Origin of the sequence: Undibacterium sp. Jales W-56, from assembly GCF_025548535.1 — a bacterium.
In the GTDB taxonomy this organism is placed as follows: Bacteria; Pseudomonadota; Gammaproteobacteria; order Burkholderiales; family Burkholderiaceae_D; genus Undibacterium.
On record NZ_JAJLQW010000018.1, the window covers coordinates 1 to 270 of the forward strand.

Below are 270 nucleotides of genomic sequence, written 5' to 3' on the forward strand. Positions count from 1 at the left end.
TCCGCCGCCGGAAGTCCAGGTGCAGCAACAAGTCGTCACCCCCAACACCATCTCCCAGACCTCCCAGGTCCGGCCAGAGAGCAACGTCTTGCCGAAATCGGTCGCCCCGGCCGTAGTCGATGCCAAGCCCACCGGTCCCTCGGTCGTGCCCGGCGTGATCGACTTCAACGTCCCCGGCTGCAAACCGGAATACCCGCGTGCCTCCCTGCGCAATGAAGAAACCGGCACCGTCGTCCTGTCAGTCGTGATCGGCGCCGACGGCAACGTCAC

1 protein-coding gene is annotated in these 270 nt (G+C 65.6%); it reads left to right on the top strand.

The features are described from left to right. Nucleotides 1-270, top strand: a 270-nt coding sequence (locus LPB67_RS19085) for an energy transducer TonB (protein ID WP_262838926.1), incomplete at both ends; no start/stop codon positions are given.